Consider the following 261-nt stretch of genomic DNA (forward strand, 5'->3'; position numbering starts at 1 on the left):
CGACAAATATCGGTTACGTTTGGTTTGCGCTTCCGTCAGCGGACGGTTGCGGTGGGCTTTGCGCATAATGCCGTCCAACAACTGATGTTCTTTCAGATGTTGCCGGTTTTCCGCGCTGTCGTAGCCTTTGTCGGCATAGACGGTCGTGCCTTTGGATAGTCCTTCCAACAAAGGCGACAGGTGTTTGCACTCATGGGTATTGGCGGGAGTAATGTGCAGTTTCCCGATATAGCCTTCCTCATCGGTACGGGTATGTTGTTT

General features: G+C 51.7%; 1 protein-coding gene. It reads right to left on the minus strand.

Going from position 1 to position 261, the window contains the following annotated elements:
- The coding region (locus ACTHSQ_RS11315) for a transposase (RefSeq protein ID WP_440375963.1) at positions 1 to 261 on the minus strand (261 nt) is incomplete at both ends.

It is taken from the genome of Neisseria sp. P0009.S008 (genome assembly GCF_051958615.1).
GTDB classification, from domain to species: domain Bacteria; phylum Pseudomonadota; class Gammaproteobacteria; order Burkholderiales; family Neisseriaceae; genus Neisseria; species Neisseria subflava.